Annotated in this window: 19 protein-coding genes; 9 read left to right on the forward strand and 10 right to left on the reverse strand. The window is 64.4% G+C overall.

Features of this window, described 5'->3' with window-relative positions; translation table 11 throughout:
- Nucleotides 1–124: 124 nt before the first annotated feature.
- The 4 genes from FQ775_RS15225 to FQ775_RS15240 form a co-directional block, all read right to left on the reverse strand.
- Entirely contained in the window at nt 125–799 is a 675-nt protein-coding gene (locus tag FQ775_RS15225; protein WP_146300020.1) for a Crp/Fnr family transcriptional regulator, read from the reverse strand.
- Nucleotides 800–889: 90 nt separating this feature from the next.
- A complete protein-coding gene (locus FQ775_RS15230) occupies nt 890–1,669 on the reverse strand; it encodes an N-acyl amino acid synthase FeeM domain-containing protein (protein WP_246730148.1) in 780 nt (259 codons plus the stop codon).
- Between the two features lie 202 nt (nt 1,670–1,871).
- Complete coding sequence (locus FQ775_RS15235; protein ID WP_146300021.1) at nt 1,872–4,181, reverse strand: putative bifunctional diguanylate cyclase/phosphodiesterase; 2,310 nt, start codon at nt 4,179–4,181, stop codon at nt 1,872–1,874.
- A gap of 82 nt (nt 4,182–4,263) precedes the next feature.
- The gene (locus FQ775_RS15240) at nt 4,264–7,740 is read right to left on the reverse strand and encodes an indolepyruvate ferredoxin oxidoreductase family protein (RefSeq protein WP_146300022.1); all 3,477 of its coding nucleotides are present in this window, start codon (nt 7,738–7,740) and stop codon (nt 4,264–4,266) included.
- 424 nt (nt 7,741–8,164) lie between these two features.
- Between FQ775_RS15240 and FQ775_RS15245 the strand changes: the two genes are divergently transcribed.
- Nucleotides 8,165–8,746 (forward strand): TRAP transporter small permease subunit, encoded by a 582-nt coding sequence (locus tag FQ775_RS15245; protein ID WP_146300023.1) that lies wholly within the window; start codon nt 8,165–8,167, stop codon nt 8,744–8,746.
- The gene (locus tag FQ775_RS15250; RefSeq protein WP_146300024.1) at nt 8,739–10,538 is read left to right on the forward strand and encodes a TRAP transporter large permease; all 1,800 of its coding nucleotides are present in this window, start codon (nt 8,739–8,741) and stop codon (nt 10,536–10,538) included. Before FQ775_RS15245 ends, FQ775_RS15250 begins: the two co-directional genes overlap by 8 nt.
- Before the next feature lie 250 nt (nt 10,539–10,788).
- Here FQ775_RS15250 and FQ775_RS15255 read toward each other — a convergent pair whose 3' ends face one another.
- A complete protein-coding gene (locus FQ775_RS15255; RefSeq protein WP_146300025.1) occupies nt 10,789–11,895 on the reverse strand; it encodes a TRAP transporter substrate-binding protein in 1,107 nt (368 codons plus the stop codon).
- Nucleotides 11,896–12,184: 289 nt separating this feature from the next.
- Here FQ775_RS15255 and FQ775_RS15260 point away from each other — a divergent pair, with 289 nt between their 5' ends.
- Nucleotides 12,185–12,958: a gamma-glutamyl-gamma-aminobutyrate hydrolase family protein gene (locus FQ775_RS15260; protein WP_146300026.1), complete on the forward strand. Its 774-nt coding sequence runs from the start codon at nt 12,185–12,187 to the stop codon at nt 12,956–12,958.
- 172 nt (nt 12,959–13,130) lie between these two features.
- Here FQ775_RS15260 and FQ775_RS15265 read toward each other — a convergent pair whose 3' ends face one another.
- The 4 genes from FQ775_RS15265 to FQ775_RS15285 form a co-directional block, all read right to left on the reverse strand.
- On the reverse strand, nt 13,131–14,873 hold the full coding sequence (locus FQ775_RS15265; protein WP_146300027.1) for an ATP-dependent nuclease: 1,743 nt from the start codon (nt 14,871–14,873) through the stop codon (nt 13,131–13,133).
- 316 nt (nt 14,874–15,189) lie between these two features.
- Nucleotides 15,190–15,885 carry an Ntn hydrolase family protein gene (locus FQ775_RS15270; RefSeq protein ID WP_146300028.1) on the reverse strand — a complete coding sequence of 232 codons (696 nt, stop codon included), beginning with the start codon at nt 15,883–15,885 and terminating at the stop codon, nt 15,190–15,192.
- A 114-nt stretch (nt 15,886–15,999) separates the two neighbouring features.
- Nucleotides 16,000–16,227, reverse strand: coding sequence for a hypothetical protein (locus tag FQ775_RS15280; RefSeq protein ID WP_146300029.1), 228 nt, complete (start codon nt 16,225–16,227; stop codon nt 16,000–16,002).
- 199 nt (nt 16,228–16,426) lie between these two features.
- The gene (locus FQ775_RS15285; protein ID WP_167813003.1) at nt 16,427–16,579 is read right to left on the reverse strand and encodes a hypothetical protein; all 153 of its coding nucleotides are present in this window, start codon (nt 16,577–16,579) and stop codon (nt 16,427–16,429) included.
- A gap of 56 nt (nt 16,580–16,635) precedes the next feature.
- Here FQ775_RS15285 and FQ775_RS15290 point away from each other — a divergent pair, with 56 nt between their 5' ends.
- The 6 genes from FQ775_RS15290 to FQ775_RS15315 all read left to right on the forward strand — a co-directional run bounded on the left by FQ775_RS15290 (nt 16,636) and on the right by FQ775_RS15315 (nt 21,001).
- Nucleotides 16,636–17,034 (forward strand): hypothetical protein, encoded by a 399-nt coding sequence (locus FQ775_RS15290; RefSeq protein WP_146300030.1) that lies wholly within the window; start codon nt 16,636–16,638, stop codon nt 17,032–17,034.
- 81 nt (nt 17,035–17,115) lie between these two features.
- On the forward strand, nt 17,116–17,346 hold the full coding sequence (locus tag FQ775_RS15295) for a hypothetical protein (RefSeq protein ID WP_146300031.1): 231 nt from the start codon (nt 17,116–17,118) through the stop codon (nt 17,344–17,346).
- Nucleotides 17,343–18,791 carry a TolC family protein gene (locus FQ775_RS15300; protein WP_146300032.1) on the forward strand — a complete coding sequence of 483 codons (1,449 nt, stop codon included), beginning with the start codon at nt 17,343–17,345 and terminating at the stop codon, nt 18,789–18,791. The genes FQ775_RS15295 and FQ775_RS15300 overlap by 4 nt, the downstream gene beginning before the upstream one ends.
- Before the next feature lie 17 nt (nt 18,792–18,808).
- A complete protein-coding gene (locus tag FQ775_RS15305; protein ID WP_146300033.1) occupies nt 18,809–20,167 on the forward strand; it encodes a multicopper oxidase family protein in 1,359 nt (452 codons plus the stop codon).
- 38 nt (nt 20,168–20,205) lie between these two features.
- The gene (locus tag FQ775_RS15310) at nt 20,206–20,694 is read left to right on the forward strand and encodes a cupredoxin domain-containing protein (protein ID WP_146300034.1); all 489 of its coding nucleotides are present in this window, start codon (nt 20,206–20,208) and stop codon (nt 20,692–20,694) included.
- Between the two features lie 19 nt (nt 20,695–20,713).
- Entirely contained in the window at nt 20,714–21,001 is a 288-nt protein-coding gene (locus FQ775_RS15315; RefSeq protein WP_146300035.1) for a copper-binding protein, read from the forward strand.
- A gap of 52 nt (nt 21,002–21,053) precedes the next feature.
- On the opposite strand, the gene FQ775_RS15320 is transcribed toward FQ775_RS15315, so the two are convergent.
- Nucleotides 21,054–21,455: a hypothetical protein gene (locus FQ775_RS15320; protein ID WP_167813005.1), complete on the reverse strand. Its 402-nt coding sequence runs from the start codon at nt 21,453–21,455 to the stop codon at nt 21,054–21,056.
- Between the last annotated feature and the right edge of the window lie 89 nt (nt 21,456–21,544).

Here is a 21,544-nt window from a genome sequence, read left to right on the forward strand (position 1 = left end):
CGATGACAACTTCGCGATTGACAGACAAACCCGGCGATGGTCTTTTACCGTCGCGTCTTCCTTAGCCGACGCGCTTCCCGACAATCCGTTGCGAATTCCGCGCATGGCCATCAAGCCAATGCGGCTATGGCTCGTATCTCTTCAACGATTCGAGATCGATGACCCTGATCCGCCCGTGTCCGGCGACGAGCAGGCCCTCATCCTCGAGTTCCTGCAGCGACTTGTTGACGACGGCGCGAGAGACCCCCGCCAGCAGGCCGAGTTCCTCTTGCGATATCTCGATCTCCGTCGCCACCGCGGGATAGAGCACAGGATTGAAAAACCACGACAAATTGCGTGCTACCCGGGCGCGCGGGCTCAGGATGCGGTCATATTCGATAGTGGCGATGAACTGGCCCATGCGCTCGTTGAGCTGGCGGACCAGAAAGCGGTTGAAGCCACGGCTGTTCTCGTAGAGCCACATGAAGTTGGCGCGCGGCATCATCGCCAGCCGGGTGTCGCGCAGGACCACCAGATCGTACTGGCGCGCCTCGCCCTTCAGCACCGAACCCTCGCCGAACCAGCTGCCGTTGGTGGCGCCGGCGAAGGTCATCGCCTTGCCGTCCTGCGAGACCGCCGCGATCTTGACCAGCCCCTCGATGACGCCCGTCCAGTAGTCGAGCTTGTCCCCGCGATGGCAGACATAGCTGCCCTTGGCGAACCGCTTCTCGACCGTTCCGCGGCTCGCCCGCTCGAGTTCTTCGTCGGTGAGTTCGCTGGCCCAGATGGCGTTGGTGATGAAGTCCTGCCTGGCGTTCATACTCTCGGGCGGCGTTGCTGATTGCCCCCGTTATGGACGCGCGACGACCCCAACACAAGCGGAACGCCAGCGGGACCGACCGGCCCCGCGTCAGGCCGCGCGGTCGAAGAATCTGGCCGTGGGAATCACGGTCAGCGGAGCGGTGTCGCCATTGACCGGGCTGTCGAACAGCAAGCGCTGCTCCATGCGGGTCGACTTGAAGAACGGGTAGCGCGCAAACGAGCGCTCCTCGATCGCATGCACGTTGGCCTGGTAGAGCACGACCGGATAGTTGAGCCCGGGATAGGAGCGCACCCCGCCGATCTGCTCCGACATGTAGATGCGGCGATAGAAGCCGGTGTGGTCTTCCTGGATGGTCGACAGGCAATAGGGCGCGTCGAAGTGGAAGCAGGCCATGCCGGCCAGGCGCAGCGTCAGATAGGGAATCTGCGGGTAGATCTGCGACCAGTCGGGGTCGGCGGCGAAGCGACTCGGGTCGATGAAGGTTTCGCCCGCGGCGATGCGCGGATTGAGCACGTCGCCATAAACCGTGGTCGACGGCGACACCGGGTTGGCACTGTTGACGTGATGGATGCGGATGGTCGAGACCAGCTGGCCGTCGATCAGGATCGCGAACCGGTAACAGTTGGGCAGATCGTCGAGCGGGTCATGCACCATGTGGCCCGGCAGTTCCGAGACCATGTCGGCGGCACGATAGGACTTGTAGCGGAGACGGTAGATCTCCTCCAGATCCTCGCCGCCCTCAATGCGCCGGTATTCGGTGCGCTCAAGCACCGCCAGCACGTTCTGCGCGAAGGCGGAAGGGCCAGCGCTGCCGTTGCGCTCCGGAACGCTCGCCGCGGCGGCCCTCAGCGCGGGATTCGCGTTCATGTTACTCAATTCCCCGTACCATCCACGCTCGACGGTAGCCGAAGCCCCGGTCAAGTAAAGCCGAAACTTCTCGTTACATCATTTACTTAACGTTAACCTTAACGGCGGCGCGGCCTATTACGCGATCGCGCCATTGGCGGCACCGCGGCCCCGAGAAGTCCCCGGATCGGTTAGGTTTTTGGACTTGGAGGGTATCGGCGCCCTAGCGGGCGACGCTGCGAGCCTGTTCGAGATCCTTGCCGAAGGGCCAGACCGTGCTCGACATCGTCTCGATGCCCGACGGCGACAGCGCCGCGCCGAACAGGAAGCCCTGGAGGAGATCGGGATGGACCTCGTGCGCGAGGAGGCACAACTGCTCGAAGGTCTCGACGCCTTCCATGGTCACCTTGAGCCCCACCTGTCGCGAGAGGCTCACAACTCCCTTCAAAAGCTCCAGCGAGCGAGCGTCGACGGTGATGTCCTGCAGGAAGCTGCGGTCGATCTTGACCTTGTCGAGCGGCAGGGTGTGCAGGTAGCTGAGGCTCGAATAGCCGGTGCCGAAATCGTCGAGCGCGATGCGGACGCCGAGCGCGCGGATCTCCTCGAGATACTGGCGGGTGGACGACTTGTCGTCGAGGATCGCGGTCTCGGTGACCTCGATCTCGAGCCGTTCCGGCGCCAGCCCGCTGACCTTGAGCGCATCACGCACGGTGGCGACGATGTCGGCGTCGCGGAAGTCGCGCGCCGACAAATTGACCGAGACGCCGATCGGCTCCGGCCATCTGCAGCACTCGCGGCACGCGGCGCGCAGCATCTGGACGCTGATTTCGGAGATGATGCCCATCTCCTCGGCGAGCGGAATGAACACGCCGGGCGAAACCGCGCCAAGTTCGGGATGCTGCCAGCGGCACAGCGCCTCGCAGCTTTCGATGCGCATGGAGTCCATGCCGACGATCGGCTGGAAGACGACGCGCAGCGCCTGCGCCTCGACCGCATTGCGCAGGTCGGCCTTGAGCATCTGCTTTTCGCGGAAGGCGGCGTCCATGGAGGCCTCGAACAGCTGCCAGCCGTTCTTGCCGGTTTCCTTGGCGCGGTAGAGCGCCAGATCCGCCTTGACGACCATGTCGTCGACATCGGCAAAGGCGATCGGCAGCAGCACCGCGCCGGCGCTCATCTGCGCCCTTAAGAGGTGGCCGGCAACGTCCACCTCCTCGCCGAGCCCCACGAAGATGCCGTCGAGCAACTGCCCGAGATGGACCTCGTCCTGGATGCGATCGAAATAGACGATGAACTCGTCGCCGCCGAAGCGGCTGACGCTGATGTCCTCGTCCGCGAAGAAGGCGAGCTTCTCCGCGATCGCATAGATCAGTCCGTCGCCGACCGGATGGCCGAGCGTATCGTTGATGGTCTTGAAATCGTCGAGATCGAGCACCGCCAGCGCGCATTGACGCTCCCGGTCGCCGCCGCCCATGCGTTCCGACACCAGCTCGTGGAAATAGGCCCGGTTGGGCAGACCGGTCAGGCTGTCGTAGCGCGCCATGTTGCGGATCTTCTCGTCCGCCTGGACGCGCTGGGTCACGTCCTCGAAGGTGATGACGCCGAGATCGTCATCGCCCTCGCGCGCCGAGAATTCCAGATGGCGGCCGTCGGAAAGACTGACAAGCAGCTTGCGGTCGCGCCCCTCGCGCAGGGCCAGCGCCAGCTGGCGCTCGACGAAACCGCAATCATCGTAGCTAATAAGGCCCCCGGCGGCGCCGCGCATGAGCAGCGCCTTGAGCGAGCGGCCGACCAGACGATCCGAGCTTGCAACCGACATCAGCTGCGCCGCCTCGGCGTTGGCGACGACGACGCGGCTGTCTGGGCCGAGCATGACCAGGCCGTGCGACATGGTGTTGAGCGCGCGGTTGAAGCGCTGCGCCAGGCGATTGGCCTTCTTTTCCTCCGAGAGGGCCGAAAACAGCACCTCGCGCACCAGGTCGGCGAAGCGGCGGATGGCGAAGAAGAACGGAAAGGCCATGCAGCCGAGAACGATGTGATAGGCGTCGCCACGCAACAGGAAGCCGATCGAGATCGGCCAGGTCATGGTCATGATGAAGATCATGACCATGCGCGGCGAGCCGTAGTTGCGGCCGGCGATCGAGGTCGCCGACGCCAGCGTCACCGCGACGGAGGCGATCTCGGCGAAGCCGTCATGCGCCAGATAGATGCCGACAAAACAGAAAAAGCCCAGCATGAAGCCGTGCATGGACCCGAACAGGATGTAGTCGCGCTCGCGCGCCGTGGCTTCCTCGCGGGTCGTCGGCGGCGGCATGCTGCGATGCTTGCGGATGTTTCTGAGCCGCAGGACGCCGACGATCGCCATGCTGACGGCGACCAGCAGGTAGAGCATGTCGCCGGTCTTCCAGTAGCAGAGGATGACGAGAAGGGTCTGGGCGACCAGGCCGACCGAGAGCGTCAACCCGTCGCGGAACAGCGATTCCACGAACGGGATGTAGATGTCGACCGGAATTTCGCGTTTCTTGGATCTGCCCATTTCACAGCCCGCACGGAGTCCGAAATATGGCAGGTTCCCCTTAATAAAACGCTTCGCGCTAATGCACGGCAGATATCGCGACCTATTCGGCGGCCTGAAGCGTGTCTTCCCTGGCCCCGGCCCGGAAGCGCTCGATGAGACGGGCCCGTTCGCCGGCGGCGCGCTCGGCACTGGCCGTCTTGACGTGACCGTACCCCTTGATCAGGCCCGGCACCGACAGGAGCGCGACGGCCGCGTCGACGCGTTCCTGCGTCAGGTCGGCCAGCACCAGGTCGAGATCACGCTCGTAGTCGGCAAGCAGTTGCCGTTCCATGCGGCGTTCGGCCGAGTAGCCGAAAATGTCGAGGCGGGTGCCGCGCAGCGCTTTCAGCGCCGCCAGCACCTTGAAGCCGCGCATCATCCAGGGACCGAACGAGGATTTGCGCGGCCGGCCGTCCGGCCCCTTGCGGCCGAGGATCGGGGGCGCCAGATGGAATTCGAGCCGGTCGTAGCTCTCGAAGGCCGATGCCAGCTGCCGCGCGAAGGAACCGTCGGTGTAGAGCCGCGCCACCTCGTATTCGTCCTTGATCGCCATCAGGCGGAAAAGGTTGCGGGCGGCGGCCTCGGTGACGGCCGTGGAGCCGGGCAGCGCCTTTTCTTCCGCGGCGCGGATCGCGGCGATGCGGGCCTCGTAGCGCTGGCGGTAGCCGGCATCCTGATAGGCCTCAAGGAACGCTCCGCGGCGGGCGACGATATCGTCGAGTGCCGTCGCGATGTCCCGGTCCTGGCGGCCGGAACCGGCCTTCTCGAGCAGCGCGCGCACGAAGCCGGGCTCGTGCGCGGCGCGGCGTCCCCAGCGGAACGCGGCCTGGTTCATGGCGACGGCCTGGCCGTTGAGCTCGATCGCCTTTTCCACCGCAGCCGCCGATACCGGCAAACCTCCGTGCTGACAGGCGAAGCCAAGCATGAACATGTTGGCGCCGAGCGAATTGCCGAACAGCGCGCTCGCCGTGCCGGTGGCGTCGAAGAAATGGGCGTTGTCCTCGCCCGCCGCCTTGCGGATCGCCTTCTTCAGCCGCTCTACCGGCAGCGAGAACCCGGCCGAGCGCGCGAAGTCGCCCGGCATGACCTCGGCCGTGTTGGCGACGAACACCGTCTCGTTCTCGCGCACCGCCGACAGCACCTTCTTGGAGCCCGACACGACCAGGTCACAGCCGAGTACCAGATTGGCCTTGCCGGCCGACACGCGGATGGCGTGCACGTCCTCGGGACGCTCGGCAATGCGCACATGGGTGAAGACCGCGCCGCCCTTCTGCGCCAGACCCGCCATGTCGATCAGCCCGCAGCCCTTGCCCTCCAGATGCGCCGCCATGCCGAGGATGGCGCCGACAGTGACAACGCCGGTGCCGCCGATGCCGTCGATGATCCCCGACCAGCCCTTGGAGAGGTCGGCCTGCCTGGGCTCGGGCACGCTGTCGAGCGGGTTGGCGGCGCCGGCGACGCCTTCCGACCTTTTCGGCTTGGCGCCGTGCACGGTCACGAAGGACGGACAGAAGCCGTTGACGCAGGAGAAATCCTTGTTGCAGCTCGACTGGTCGATCCGCCGCTTGCGGCCGAACTCGGTCTCCACCGGCTGGATCGACACGCAGTTCGACTGAACCCCGCAATCGCCGCAGCCCTCACAGACCAGTTCGTTGATGAGCACACGCCTGTCCGGATCGGGAAACGTGCCACGCTTGCGGCGCCGGCGCTTTTCCGCCGCGCAGGTCTGGTCGTAGAGAAGCACGGAAACACCGCCTACCTCGCGCAGCTGGCGCTGGACGTGGTCGAGGTCGTCGCGGTGGTGGATGGTGGCGGCGGCCGGAAACCGCACCTTGCCGTCATATTTGTCGGGTTCGTCGGTGACCACCGCGATGCGGCTCACGCCTTCGGCGGCCACCTGGTGGGCGATCATGTCGACGGTGAGCCCGCCCTCGTGCGGCTGGCCGCCGGTCATCGCCACGGCGTCGTTATAGAGGATCTTGTAGGTGATGTTGGCGCCGGAGGCGATGGCGAAGCGGATCGCCAGAGAACCGGAATGATTGTACGTGCCGTCGCCGAGATTCTGGAAGATGTGCCCGCGTTTCGAGAACGGCGCCTGGCCGATCCACTGCGCGCCCTCGCCGCCCATGGCGGTGAAGCCGATCGTCGACCGGTCCATCCACATCGCCATGAAATGGCAGCCGATGCCGGCGCCGGCGATCGAGCCGTCCGGCACCTTGGTCGAGGAATTGTGCGGGCAGCCGGAGCAGAAATAGGGTGTGCGGGTCGCGACATCGGTGGTCTCGGCGAGCATCGCCTGGAACTGCTTCAGCCGGTTGACGCGGGCCGAAATCTCCTCCGAGGGGCCGATCACGCGCAGGATGCGCTCGCCGATGGCGATCGCGATGTCGTTGGGGTCGAGCGCGCCCTTGGCCGGGAACAGCCAGTCGTTGCGCTCGTCCTTCTTGCCGACCACGACCGGCTGCATGGAGGTGCCGTAGAGGTCCTCACGCACCTGGACCTCGATCAGCGAGCGCTTTTCCTCGACCACGATCACCATTTCCAGGCCGCGGGCGAAATCGCGGATGTGCTCCAGGTCGAGCGGCCACGGGCAGGCGACCTTGAACAGCCTCAGCCCGATGCGGTCGGCCTGGGCCTCGTCGATGCCGATGTCGTCGAGCGCCTGACGCACGTCGAGATAGCTCTTGCCGACGGTGATGATGCCGATCTTCGGATTGCGCCCGCCGGAATAGACGATGCGGTTGAGGTCGTTGGCGCGGATGAAGGCGGCGGCGGCGGCGCGTTTGTATTCGTGCAGCCGCGCTTCCTGGCCCATCTGGTCGAGTTCGTGACGGATGTTGAGGCCGCCGGGCGGCATGTCGAATTCGGGCAGCGTGATTGCTAGCCGCTCGAGCGACACGTCGACGGAGGCCGTCGATTCGATGTTGTCCTTGACGCATTTCATTGCCGACCAGGTGCCGGCGAAGCGCGACAGGGCAAAGCCGTAGAGCCCGTAATCGACCAGTTCCTGGACCCCGGCCGGGTTGAAGATCGGGATCATGGTGTCGACGAACAGGAACTCGGTGGCGTGGGCGTTGGTGGAGGATTCCGCGGTGTGGTCGTCGCCCATAAGCGCCAGCACGCCGCCATTCTTCGACGAGCCGGCCAGGTTGGCGTGGCGGAAGACGTCGCCGGAGCGGTCGACGCCGGGACCCTTGCCGTACCAGACAGCGAAGACGCCGTCGTGCTTGCCCTCGCCTAGAAGCTCGGTCTGCTGCGAGCCCCAGCAGGCGGTCGCCGCCAGTTCCTCGTTGAGACCGGGCTGGAAGACGATGTTGGATTGTTCGAGCTTACCGCGGGCGCGCCACAGCTGCTGGTCGAGCCCGCCCAGCGGCGAGCCGCGATAGCCCGACACGAAGCCGGCCGTGTCCAGCCCGGCGAGCCGGTCGCGCTCGCGCTGCATCAAAAGCATGCGGACGATCGCCTGCGCCCCCGAGACGTAGATGCCGCGTTTGGTCAGGTCGAACTTGTCGTCGAGGGAAACGTCGTGAAGGGTCATCCGCTCCTCCGCGAGGTCGCCACGGTCATTTGCGCCTCGCTCATGCCGCGCGCATCCCCGCGGATTCGCGCCAGTCAACCAAACAGCAGAATGTCTCCGCGGGCAAGGCCGCGATCGCCACGGCCGGCTGGAAAGGGCCGCGTCGAACACCGCCGCGCGGCCACGACAAAATTGCCTCGAACGTTTGCGCCAACGCGCGCGCGTGGCAGCCTCTGTCGAGACGACTGGTGGAAATACCTAGCAGAATTTCGGGCCTGGTTTGTCCACCAATCTCCTTTGATAACGCTGGCAAAGCTGTTAATCACAGCCGGTCCGGGTGCTCGAACGCCACGACACGGCGGCAATGTCCGCCTACAAAAATGCGACGGCCGCCGGCCGGAACGGGGAACTGCCTGTAACGAGGCGTACGACAGGGAGGAACTGCATGGCGGGGCTGCTCGCGCTCTCGCGCATTGTCGACAGGATCAACGAGTTCATCGGCCAGAAGGTGTCCTGGCTGATCCTCGTGGCGGTCCTGATCAGCGCCGGCAACGCCAGCATCCGGAAGGCCTTCGATATTTCGTCGAACGCCTTCCTGGAACTGCAATGGTATCTCTACGGCACCGTCTTCATGCTGGCCGCCGCCTATACCCTGCAGCGCAACGAGCATGTACGTATCGACATCCTGTCCAACCGCCTCAGCAAACGCACGCGCGACTGGGTCGACCTCGTCTGCCATGTGATCTTCCTGCTGCCCTTCGTGACCCTGATGGTCTATCTGTGCTGGCCGTGGTTCTGGCTCTCCTATCGGACGGGCGAAATCTCCGCCAATGCCGGCGGACTGATCATCTGGCCGGCCAAGATGATGGTGCTGCTCGGCTTCATGCTGCTGACCGGGCAGGCGCTTTCGGAGATCGTCAAGCGCATCGCCGTCATTCGCGGCGACATCGACGACCCGACCCCTACGCATGACTTGCCGGCGGCGGCCGAGGCGGCCATCGAGATGGAGACGAAGAACCGTGATTGACTTCGTCGCCCACAATCTCGCGCCAATCATGTTCATCAGCGTGATGGCGATGCTGCTGATCGGCTATCCGGTCGCCTTCACGCTCGCCGCCGGCGGGCTGTTCTTCTTCGTCATCGGCGTCGAGCTGTCGACCATCTCGAGCGAGATCCGCCTGTTCTGGCCACTGCTGCAGTCGCACCCAGAGCGCGTCTACGGCATCATGTACAACGACACCCTGCTGGCCGTGCCGTTCTTCACCTTCATGGGGCTGATCCTCGAACGCTCGCGCATGGCCGAGGACCTGCTCGACACGATCGGCCAGCTGTTCGGCCCGGTGCGCGGCGGCCTCGCCTTCGCCGCCGTGCTGGTCGGCGCGCTGCTGGCGGCGACCACCGGCGTCGTCGCCGCCTCGGTGATCGCCATGGGGCTGATCTCGCTGCCGATCATGATGCGCTACGGCTACAACCGCAGCGTCGCCACCGGCACAATCGCCGCCTCGGGCACGCTGGCCCAGATCGTGCCGCCATCGCTGGTGCTGATCGTCATGGCCGACCAGCTCGGCCGCTCTGTCGGCGACATGTATGTCGGCGCCCTGCTGCCGGCGCTGATCATCATCGGCTTCTATTGCCTCTACGTGCTCGGCGTGAGCATCGCCAAGCCCGAATGGGTGCCGGCGCTGCCGCCGGAAGCGCGCACGCTGGGCGGCGGCGTCACCTCGCTGGTCGTCATCATGGCGGCGGCGATCGGTCTTTATTTCGTCTGCTACCATTTCGTGTTCACGGAGATGCGCTACGAGGTGCGGCTGGTCTGGTCGGCCACCGTCGCCACCCTTGCCGCCTATGCCTTCAGCCTCATCAACCGCCAGCTGAAGCTCGGCATCCTGTCGCGGCTGGCCGAGCAGGTGGTGATCGTGCTGATCCCGCCGCTGGCGCTGATCTTCCTGGTGCTGGGCACGATCTTCCTCGGCATCGCCACGCCGACCGAGGGCGGCGCCATGGGCGCCACCGGCGCGCTCATCCTGGCGGCGGTGAAGGGGCGGCTGAACCTGACCGTGCTGAAGCAGGCGCTCGATTCCACGACCAAGCTCGCCGCCTTCGTCATGTTCATCCTGATCGGCGCGCGCGTCTTCGGCCTCACCTTCTACGGCATCAACGGCAATATCTGGATCGAGGAGCTGCTTTTGTCGCTGCCGGGCGGCGAATACGGCTTCCTGGTGGTGGTGACCATCATCATCTTCATCCTCGGCTGCTTCCTCGACTTCTTCGAGATCGCCTTCATCGCCGTGCCGCTGCTGGCGCCGGCCGCCGAGGCCCTCGGCATCGACCTGATCTGGTTCGGCGTCATCCTCGGCATCAACCTGCAGACCTCGTTCCTGACGCCGCCCTTCGGCTTCTCGCTGTTCTACCTGCGCTCGATCGCGCCGATGAAGGACTGGACCGACCAGGTGTCGGGCAAGGTGCTGCCGGGGATCAGGACGTTCGAGATCTACAAGGGCGCCCTGCCCTACATCATCATCCAGTTCGTGATGATCCTGATCGTGATCTCGTTCCCGCAGCTGGTAACGCACTACAAGTCGGGGCCAGAGATCGGCGGGCCGGGCGAGATCGAGATCCAGCTGCCGCCGCTGGGGCCGCCCGGCGGCGGAGGCGATCAGCCGGCACCCTTCGGCCTGCCCCCACTCGGCATGCCGAACCAGGGCGGCGGCGAGCAGCCGGCGCCATTCGGCCTGCCGCCGCTCAACCTGCAGCCGGAAGGTGAGGCACCGGCGAATGCGCCGGCGACCGATCTGAGCCAGCCGCCGAAGATCGAATAGCCGCTTCGTCCGGCAGGCACCGGCAACACGACTGGCCGCGGCGCTCGCGCCTACGCCGCCGGCGCTTGTTGCCAGCGCCGGCAACTGCCGCGCACTTCATCCCGGCCTGCCGTCACCCATTGCCCTGTTGAACCCGGCCGGATCACGAGCACGGCGGGCCATGGTCGGTCATGGACCTTTCCCGGCAAAGAAAAAACCCCGGAGCGGCGCTCCGGGGTTTTCCTTCGAACCGGTATGACCGGCAGGTGCGTCAGAGCTTGCCGGCGCGCTGCTGGATCATCATGAAGGTATCGAAATTGTATTCGGTGAGCTGCGCCCACAGATAGGCGTCCTTCTTGAACTCACGCTGGTTGTCGTAGATCTTCTTGAACATCGCGTTCTCGGCGTTGATCTCGTCGTAGGTCTCCATCGCCGCCTTGTAGCAGGCTTCGAGGATTTCCTGGCTGAACGGACGCAACTGGGCGCCGCCCTGGACGAGACGCTTGAGCGCCGCGGGATTCTTGTAGTCGTAGTTGGCCATCATGTCGGCATTGGCCGCGCGGCAGGCCGCCTCAAGGACCGCCTGATAGGCCTTCGGCAGCTCGTTCCACTTCGCCAGATTGGCGAGGGTGTGCAGCACGGGACCGCCTTCCCACCAGCCCGGATAGTAGTAGTACTGGGCCACCTTGTTGAAGCCGAGCTTCTCGTCGTCATAGGGGCCGACCCACTCGGTGGCGTCGATGGTGCCCTTTTCGAGCGCCGGATAGATGTCGCCGCCGGCGATCTGCTGCGGAACGACGCCGACCTTCTCGATGATCTTGCCGCCCATGCCGCCGATGCGCATCTTGAGGCCCTGCATGTCGGCGACGGTGTTGATCTCCTTGCGGAACCAGCCGCCCATCTGGGCGCCGGTGTTGCCGCAGATCATGCCGTAGAGGCCCTGCGTGGCATAGAACTCGTTCATGAGGTCGTTGCCGCCGCCATAATAGAACCAGGCGTTCTGCTGGCGGTAGTTGAGGCCGAAGGGGATGGCGGTGCCGAGCGCGTAGGTCGGGTCCTTGCCCCAGTAATAATAGGACGCGGTGTGCGCCAGTTCGACCGTTCCGGCCGAGGCGGCGTCGGCGGCCTGCAGGCCGGGCACGATCTCGCCGGCGGCGAAGACCTGGATCTCGAAATTGCCGTCGGTGGCCTCGCTGACGAACTTGGCCATGGTCTCGGCGGCGCCGTAGATGGTGTCGAGCGCCTTCGGGAACGACGACGTGCAGCGCCAGGTGACCTTCGGCATCGACTGCGCGATGGCCGGCGCGGCAAGCGTCGACGCCGCGGCGGCGCCGGCGCCGGCAAAGCCGGCCTTCTTGATAAATGAACGACGATCCATTCCGTATCCTCCCAATCGTGGATCAATCACGGCATGGACAGGGGGCATGATGTCGACGCCCCCGTCCACGGTCCACGGTCGACAATACACGCTCGAAGGCATGTGTCCAGCGCCGCGGCGACGAGATCGTTGGCCAGCGTATTTTTACCTATATCGTCGTTAATGCGCTAGAATTGCGGGGCTTTCCGGCCTAGGGTCGCGCCCGCTCGGGTGCCGGGCCGAACCGGCGCCGCACCGGCCGGAAGCGCCATCGCCCCCGGGAGCCGCTTCGCAACGCAGGAAAGGTTCAATGCTGCAGCCCCTGGTCGCCGTGTCGACCGATGTCCGCTTCTTCGACCGCTACACCTGGCACGCCACGCCTCAGCAATATGTCGAGGCAGCGCTGACGGCCGCCGGCGTGCTGCCGGTGCTGCTGCCTTCGCTCGGCCCCCGCATCGATCTCGATTCGCTGCTCGCCCAGGTGAGCGGCGTCATGCTGACCGGCTCGAAGAGCAATGTGCATCCCTCGCTTTACGGCGGCGAGGCGAGCGAGGCGAACGGCCCCTACGATCCGGCCCGCGACGCCACCACCCTGCCGCTGATCCGCGCCGCGATCGAGCGCGGCGTGCCGCTGCTCGCGATCTGCCGCGGCATCCAGGAGCTCAACGTGGCACTGGGCGGCACGCTGGCGACGGAGATCCAGGAAGAGGACGGCATCATGGACCACCGCGCGCCGCCGAGCGAGGAGCAGGACGAGCGCTTCGCCATCCGCCACCCGGTTTCGATCAAGGCCGGCACCTGCATGGCAGAGATCTTCGGGCCCGGCGAGATCATGGTGAACTCGGTCCACCGCCAGGCCGTCGGCCGGCCGGCCGAGCGGCTGGTGCCGGAGGCCTTCGCCGAGGACGGCATCGTGGAGGCGGTGTCGGTGCGCGATGCGCCGGGCTTTGCCGTCGGGGTGCAGTGGCACCCGGAATACTGGGCCGCGACCGACAGTGCCTCCAACCGCGTCTTCGCCGCCTTCGGCGACGCCGTGCGCGAGTATTCGGCGCGGCGGGACGGAGCAAGGGCGGCGGCCGAGTAGGGGGGCGTCATATCGGTAGTTGAGCCAGAAATCTCGCGACTGATATCCGAAATCAAAGCGAGATGTGGATCGACGTGGTTGCCCTCTAGGTAGACTAAGCTTCGCGCGCAGCTCCGCGAGAAATCGCTAACCTTGACGCAATTCGGTTGAAAGCTTCCGCAGTGACTTCGTTCTAGGTTGAAGGCGGTTTGGCCCCCGCCCATATCTTCTCAATAAAGTCGCGAGCGCTTTGCAGTTCTGGGTCGGTTTCCAGATTTCGTTCTTCGAGCACCCTCTCTACGAAGCCGGGACCATGTGATCCGACGCTACGGCAAAAGCCTTCGATTTCGCCAACGGGCACAATCCATAGGCGATGTTCTCCGCACTTCTTGCTCAGAGTATCAAAATGGTTGATCGGCTCGCCGGCAGGTAGTGCGCTGCGCCCGCTCCTTTTCATCGCACTCCAGGGCGACACGGTCTTGAAAACTTCCTTGATTGCCCTTTCCCTATCATCGGGGAACTCACCTGTTCCCTGCACCCCTTCCAATTGCGCCGCGATCAAGCTGGCCACCTGTTCTGCGTTGAGTGGCGGACGCTGCTGCAACACCGCGTGGTTGATGGATTTCCATGAGGTGCTCACGTCCGCCCAGTTACCACCGAGCGTCTCAAAGAGGTTTTTGAAGGTGCCCTCATCGTTGAGCACATCGATGTCGGCAATAACGGAGACGGGTACATCGAGGGAGCGAAGTGTGTCTGCAAGCTTTGCCATTCGATGCTTTCCTGACGTGTGTACAAAGAGAACGTCAGGACGCCGGTCTCCTGATATTGAAGGCAGGTTCAGGATGGATTGATAGAACATACAGTCTGCATCTGCCTCGCAGATGATGACGTGCTCGAAAAAGATGCCATCAAAAACACGCGAGAACCTAGCTAAAGTGTCCCTTGCAACGGTCTTGGTTTTCTCCTTGCCAAGCTCCCTTACTCGATTGACGTCGCCTTCTCGACGAAGTCGGACGATACGAATTTTATCTGAGCCGCCCTCAATCAAACCATCCAGAATGTCGGTACTGTGTGTTGCGATGAAGAGCTGGGAATTCCCGGGCCGGTTTTCGGCGATATAGCGCCCAAGCAGTCGCGCCTGCGGCGGATGTAAAAACGCTTCGGGCTCGTCGAGAAATTGGATGGAGTGCGTCCTCGCGGCCAGCACGTGCAGCGTCACGGCTGCGAAACTGCGCATTCCATCGCCCTGGGACTCAAGCGGCAGGTTCGTTGATTGGAGCTTCGTCACGAATTCTCGCGAAAGCTCATCTTTGCCAGGTGGGACGGAAGGTTTTTCGCCAACGTAGAGTGGGAACATACTTCCTCCTGCACGGAATGGTGTGAGGTCTTTGCCAAAAGCGTGCCGGAACTTTGAGCTAATGTCGCTCGCAAGATCAGGGTCCATCAAGAGGGTGTGGATTGGATGCGTCGGTGGCGATTGAAAGAGCGCCAGCGCCGGAGCTGCATTGGAGTCCTGAATACGACCTTCCGTAGTTATTCGCTTGGCGAAGAACGGCGCTACCGGGTGGCGGTCTAGCGGTCGATCGAAATAGCTAACGTGCGAGTGGTGGATACTGTAGCCAATGCCGCCGTACTGAAAGTTGATTGCATCACCGCTTTTTTGGGCGTTCCTATCAAGATACCGAAGCAAATCCTCCTTGGTTCCGACCTTGCGCAATGTGGCATCCTTTATCACAGGGCCCGCTCTCGAGTGAGCAACCCATAATTCCAGCTCGCGGAGCGCCGCGCTCTTCCCAGCATTGTTCGGGCCCACGAAGACGACGATGTCATCGTCATCGAGCGTTAGTTTTGTTCCATCAGAAAAAATAATACTCTCAAAAGACAATCTGGGGCAAAATAACTCGGCGTTTTCTGAGATGCTCTCGTCATCACTCATTCTTAGATGTCCTCACCGATTTTCAGCTATTCAGAAATTGCCTCCGCTTATCGAGAACCTATCTTCTCGCAAGAGGCTATTTCTCCAATTCAACTCGGACCATAGCGCGCGGCAATATTTGCCGCACCATTTTGGGAAGACCAATAAAAGAACTTGTCTGCCAGAGCCACTACCATAGAGCGCAAGCGCCGACGCATCCACTCCGTATGCCTGCTAGCAGCGTACTCTGTTGCGGCTTGCCGGCGTGCTTATCGCTGCCCGGCGTGTGCTGACGCCGCCGACGCCGTCCCGCTCACCAGCCCCACCCCCAGCGCCCTCAACCGAATACCTCCGCGATGGCGGCCTGTTCGGCGTCCTCCCATCGGCGCACGTCCCTGGCGACCTTCTCGATGTCCTTGTCGCCGAGGTGGTGGGCGCCGTCCTTGTCGATGCGGCACAGGCTGAACGGTTCGCCGACGGTCGGCGAGGTCAGGTCGAGCGCCTGCAGCACCCGCAGGACCGCCGCGCAGCCGAAACGCAGCGACCGCTCGGCCAGGTGGAAATGGGACATCAGCGAACCGGCCTGCTGGGCCATGGCCGCGCCGCTGCCGATGGCATGGAACCCGATATCGGCGTAGTGCCCGATCATGCCGGAGGGCGTGATCTCGATGATCCACGGCGCGCCGTCGCGCCAGCCGGCGGCCATCACATAGGCCGACGGCGTCCCGCCGCCTTCCTCGCCCGGCACGTCGGGGATGAAGGTGTCGTAGTGGTGGCGCAGGATCGGAAGCACCTGTTCCTGCAGCGCGCGCCCGATGTCGGGCGCCTCCAGGATCGCGGCGCTGTTTTCATTGAAACGGCGTTCCACGTCGGCCAGCACCGAGCGCGCGCCGCTGCCACCCCAGGCCGCCAGCTCGCCGAGCGGGTGCAGCTTCTGGGCGGGGTAGGTCATGCCGCGGCCCCTGTCGGTGATCTGGGAGTCGGAGCCGAGCACGACTCCATCCCGGCAAACGGTGGCAAGCACGACGGTCATGAGGCTTCCTCTCGGATGTTGCGGACATTCCGGTTGGACATATTGGTCACGGCACTGGAAATTCATCCCCCGACGATCGAGATCATGGGACAGGCCTCACAGGCCGGTCGCCGCCTACAGCCTGTCCCAGGCGACGTAGACGGCGAGCACCAGAACGCCGCCGAGCAGGGAAAAGATCAGCGGCGCGCCGAAATAGAGGCAAATGACCGCACCGGCACCGGTGCCGATCAGGAAGGTCAGCCACAGGCCCACCGTATCGCGGATGAGTCCCTGCAGGAGCGTGGTCCAAAACCCCTGCTCGGGGGCGCCGTCGGGCCGGTCCTGACGATCATCTTCCGGCATGAACGCCTCGCGCGTTGTCGCACCCCGCAGGACCAAGGTAGCACAAACCTGTGCGGAGCTGTGCGAAGCAGGTCACTTGCGGCAGCCGGCAGAGCGGCGCCGACCGGTTCGCAAGGTCCCGGCATTCGGCCCGGAGGTCCGCTACCGGGCGCAGATCGAAACGCCGGCGGGATTGAAGGAACTGACCTGATCGGGATGGCTACCGCCCCTCACCGCGCAATTCGAGCTGGAACAGCGGCGTCGCGGGCCTGAGCGATTCATAAGCGACACCGTTGGCGATCGCGAACCGGATGACGGTCTCGCCTGCCTCGGAGATGAAGCTCCCGGGCCGTTGCAACTCTTCGCTTGACATGGAGCATGCGGATCAAGCCTATTCGCGGCATGAAAGTCGGGCATGCCATCACGGTGATGTATGCCGCGCCGCTGCGGCTGGCGCTTGCTTTTCTTTTTCTCCTGCTCACATCGGTGCAGCCGGGCCTGTTCTCGATGGCCAGCGCCAAGAGCCTGACCTCGGCCAAGCCCGCCGAGGTCGCACAGGCCCACACTTCGCATGAGGCCGCGGACCATGGGCACCGCCACCACGCCGGCGCCGATGGCGGGCACGCGCAAAGCAAGGTCCAGCATCACAAGGGCGGCAAGTTCTCGGACAGCGGCTGCGAAGTCCATTGCGCGCTGGTCACCGCCTTGCCGGTCGACTGTCCGTTCCTGCGGCAACCAGCCTCCGGCGGCCACGGAGTGACACGCATCGTCGCGCTCGTCGACGGCAAGACCAGCGTCCTCGCAAAACCTCCCAGACACCTGAACTGACGCGCCCGCATCGGGCGGAGCCTGCCGCGTGACGTTTCGTGTCACGACGGCGCGATCCCTCGTTCAGTTCAGGTACTCAGGATGAAACTTGCATTCGTTGCGGTGCTCGCGCCGCTTTCGGTGACCGCATGTGCGGCGACACCACCGGTCGCGCTGCCAGCCTACAACGCAGCCGACCCCGCGATGGGCGTACGCGAGACCAGCTATCGTCCCGTCGTGGCTGATTATTACCACCGCCAGCCCGTCGGCCCGCAGGATTGGCGGCGCCTCAACGAGCGGCTGTCGCCGGCTTCGAAAGGAGCCGGGTCATGAGGATCGGCATTGCCAAAATGAGCGCCGTCGCGGCGCTGTCTCTTCTGACCGCCGGCTGCGCCACGACGGGAGCGGTCGACACCGATCCCTTGAACGCCTTTGCGCCCGTCTCCGACCGGACCGCGTCGGTGACCGGCAAGCAGACAGTCTGGCTCCAGTCCGCCGAGGAGGCGCGCAAGATCGGCGACCGCGTACAGGCGCTTGTCCGAAACAGGACGGTCGGGCCCGACACGGCCGTGCAGGTGGCGCTCCTCAACAACAAGGGGCTTCAGGCCGCCTATGCCGATGTAGGCCTGTCCCAGGCCGAGGTCTGGCAGCAGAGCCTGCTCGTCAACCCGACCGTCTCGGTCGGGCTGACCGGCGTCGACCCGGTCCGCTCGATCGAGGCGACGGTGGCCAACAACATCCTTGCCGTGATCACGCGGCCTCAGCGTATGGCCATCGCCGATACTCGGCTGAGGCAGGCTCAGTTGCGGGCCGCCGAAGAAACCTTGCGCCTGGCCGCCGACACGCGGCGCGCGTGGATCGACGCGGTTTCGGCATGGGAAAGGGTTGCCTATCTCAACCAGGCCCAGGCGGCCGCCGATGCCGCCTCGGAACTTGCCCAGAAGCTCGGCGAGACCGGCGCCTTCACCAAGTCGGGCCAGGCGCGGGAGCACGTGTTCTACGCCGAATTGGCGGGCCAGACCGCGGAAGCGCGGATGCAGGCGCGCATGGCCAAGGAGGCGCTGACCCGCCTGATGGGTCTTTGGGGCTCCGACCTCGACTATCAGGTGCCCAACGCACTGCCGCCGCTGCCGAAGCGGCCAACTGCGAAGCGGGCGATCGAGGCGGAGGCGCTGCGCAACCGCGTCGACCTGGAGGTGGCGCGGCTGGAACTGGAATCCCTTGCCCGCGCCTACGGGCTGACCTCGGCGACCCGCTACCTGACCGATCTCGAGATCATCTCCGGCGCCGAAGTCGAGCGCGAAGAGGAGGATGGCGCCACCACCACGACCACGCCCGTGATCGAACTGGAGTTCGCGATCCCGATCTTCGACAGCGGCCAGGCACGCCTGCGCAAGGCCGAACTCGCCTACATGCGGGCGGCGAACCTCTTGGCGGAGAAAGCGGTGCACGTTCGTTCCGAGGCCCGCAGCGCCTATGACGGCTATCGATCGAGCTATGACATCGCCCGGCATTACCGCAACAATGTCGTGCCGTTGAGGACGACCATCGAGGAAGAGTCGGTGCTGACCTACAACGGCATGATCACCAACACATTCGAGCTTCTGGCCGACACCCGCGCCAGGATTGGCGCGATCATGCTGTCGCTGAACGCCAAGCGCCAGTTCTGGCTGGCCGACGTCGACCTGGGCACCGCAATTCATGGCGGCGGCTCGGGTTCCTCGCCCGCAATGGCGACGGAGGTCGCGGCGGCTGGCGACGGCGGCGGCGGACATTGAGCAGGAGAACCGGAAAAATGATCACCAGACGACAAATCCTCGGTGGTGGCGCGTTCCTTGCCGGAGCGGCCGCCTGGACGAAGACCGCAGCCATGGGCCTGCCCGAAGCGCCGATCATGGAATCGGCCGACATGCAGCCGCCATTGTTCCCGTCGAGCGGGCCGGACTACCAGCCCGTCGTCACCCTCAACGGCTGGACACTGCCGCACCGCATCAACAACGGGGTCAAGGAGTTCCATCTCGTGGCCGAACCGGTCGAGCGCGAGATGGCGCCCGGCATGACGGGTTATCTGTGGGGTTACAACGGCCAGTCGCCCGGCCCGACCATCGAGGCCGTGGAAGGCGACCGGGTGCGCATCTTCGTCACCAACCGGCTGCCGGAGCACACCACGATCCACTGGCACGGCATGATCCTGCCCAACGGCATGGACGGGGTGACCGGGCTGACCCAGCCCGGCATCCCGCCCGGCAAGACCTTCGTCTACGAGTTCGATCTCGTGAAGAGCGGCACCTTCATGTACCACCCGCATGCCGACGAGATGGTGCAGATGGCGATGGGCATGATGGGTTTTTTCGTCATCCACCCGAAAGATCCGGCCAAGCACCGGGTGGACCGTGACTTCGTCTTCCTACTCAACGCCTTCGACATCGACCCCGGCTCCTACGTGCCGCGTGTCATGGAGATGACGGACTTCAACATGTGGTGCTGGAACAGCCGTCTCTTCCCGGCCATCAGCCCGCTGGTGGTGGCCAAGGACGACCGGGTTCGAGTGCGCGTCGGCAATCTGACGATGACCAATCATCCCATCCACATGCATGGCTACGACTTCGAGGTCACCTGCACCGACGGCGGCTGGGTTCGCCCCGAAGCGCGCTGGCCGGAGGTCTCCATCGACATTCCCGTGGGCGCCATGCGCGCCTACGAGTTCGACGCGACCTATTCCGGCGATTGGGCGATCCACTGCCACAAGTCGCACCACACCATGAACGCCATGGGCCACGACGTGCCGACCTTCATCGGCGCCGACAAGACCGAGGTGGCCAAGAAAATCCGGCGGGTGCAGCCGGAATACATGGCCATGGGCAATCGTGGAATGGCCGACATGGGCGAGATGGAGATGCCGCTGCCCGACAACACGGTCCCGATGATGACCGGTTGGGGGCAGTTCGGCGCCATCGAGATGGGCGGAATGTTCTCCGTCGTGAAGGTTCGCGAGGGGCTGGCCGCCGACGATTATGCCGACCCCGGCTGGTACGAGCATCCGGCCGGCACCGTCGCCTACGAATGGACGGGCGACACACCCGAGCCGGCAAGATCCGGCGACACAAAAGAGATGGCCCCGGCCGATCCGCATGCGGGGCACAAGCAGGGATGAATCTCCTTCAACCGACAAGCAACCAGGAAAGGAACAGCATGCGACATCTGATCATGACCATCGCTTCCATCGCCCTGCTTACCGGCGGCGCGCAGGCGGCGGGAAGCCACGCAGGCGGCCACGGCCACGACGATGCCGAAATGGCGATCGGCAAGCCGGCGGAAGCTGCGAAGGCAAAACGCACCGTGACCATCACCATGTTCGAAAACGACGACGGCGCGATGCTGTTCGAGCCGGCCTCGCTTGAGGTCAAGGAGGGAGAGACCATCCGCCTCAGCTTCGTCAACAAGGGCGAAACCGACCATGAGTTCGTGATGGACGACCATGAGGAACTCATGAAGCACAAGGAAATGATGGCGAAGTTCCCGGAAATGGAACACGACGATCCCAATTCCGTCCGGCTTGCGCCGGGCGCGAAGGGAGAGATCGTCTGGACCTTCGCCAGGGCCGGAAACTTCGCATTCGCCTGCCTCATTCCGGGCCACTACGAAGCCGGCATGAAGGGCGAGATCACGGTCAGCCACTAAGCAGAAGGGAAGGACAATCATGAAACCCATCGCAACCGCGCTGGCCGCCCTCGGCCTGGCGATCTCTCTCACTGGTGCCGCCATGGCTGCCGAATACACCAAGGGCGAGGTGACCAAGATCGACGCCAAGCAGAAGAAGCTGACGATCAAGCACGAAGAACTGAAGAATCTCGACATGCCGGCGATGAAGATGGTGTTCGTCGTCGCCGACGACGCCATGATCGACAAGGTCAAGGAAGGTCAGACGATCGAGTTCATTGCCGAAAGGGTGAACGGCCGCATCACGGTCACCGAGATCAAGGAATAACGTGAGCGCCGGCAGCCGCGGCCAGCACGGCTGCCGGCGACACCTTGATCCCTTACCGCCCCTCGCCGCGCATTTCGAGCTGGAACAGCGGCGTCGCGGGCTTGAGCGATTCATAGGCGACGCCGTCGGCGATCGCGAACTGGATGACGGTCTCGCCCGCCTCGGAGACGAAGCTCATCAGCCCGTCGCCGTCCTCGCGCTGAAAGCGCACCGAGGCCATTTCGGGATGAAGCGCGGCGCAGCCGGCCTCGGGAACGATGGCCGTCACGGCGTCGGTGCCCGGTTCGGCGAAAGCGACCGAGCAGCCGTCGGCCGACCCGACCTGACGCAGCCAGTAGCCGTCGGGCCGCACATCGTCCTCGGCGAGCGCGATCGCCTGCCGGCCCGGCCCGGCCATCGTCTGCAGCCACGCCACGGCGACAAGCCCGGCAAGGCCGAAAGGCAAAATTCTCACGGCGAATCACCCTCGGTGAACCACCCCCGCGATGAGCTTGCGAGGCGCCGGCTAACGAAGGGTTAATTTATGCGGCAAGGCTTGCGCGG

It is taken from the genome of Nitratireductor mangrovi (assembly GCF_007922615.2).
Taxonomy (GTDB): domain Bacteria; phylum Pseudomonadota; class Alphaproteobacteria; order Rhizobiales; family Rhizobiaceae; genus Mangrovimarina; species Mangrovimarina mangrovi.